This window comes from Methylobacterium sp. D48H (assembly GCF_053345715.1).
Window position 1 is genome coordinate 1 of sequence record NZ_JBKFAP010000241.1, and the last position, 253, is coordinate 253.

Sequence of the window (253 nt, forward strand, 5' to 3'; positions counted from 1 at the left end):
TTCGCCTACATCGAGGGCTACTACAATCGGCAACGCATCCACTCGGCACTCGGCTATCTTACGCCCGAGCAAGCCGAGAGGACCACGAAATGATCTCTCTGTGTCCGCGACACCGAGGGAGGATCAAAGATCGGCGGTCAGCGCCGCCTCGTCGTCTCTGCCCCGCGGCACCTTGCGCTGGGTCGAGCGATGCTGCCCGAGCGCACTGCAAGCGCGGCGCTCGGAGACGTCCAGGACGTCCATGACATGCTCG

1 protein-coding gene and 1 pseudogene are annotated in these 253 nt (G+C 64.0%); one reads left to right on the forward strand and one right to left on the reverse strand.

Going from position 1 to position 253, the window contains the following annotated elements; translation table 11 throughout:
* A partial coding sequence (locus ACLBX8_RS32310) for an IS3 family transposase (protein WP_447716487.1) occupies positions 1–93 on the forward strand: 93 nt, incomplete at its 5' end.
* A gap of 33 nt (positions 94–126) precedes the next feature.
* Here ACLBX8_RS32310 and ACLBX8_RS32315 read toward each other — a convergent pair.
* A pseudogene (locus ACLBX8_RS32315) lies at positions 127–253 on the reverse strand (IS3 family transposase); the annotation flags it as partial.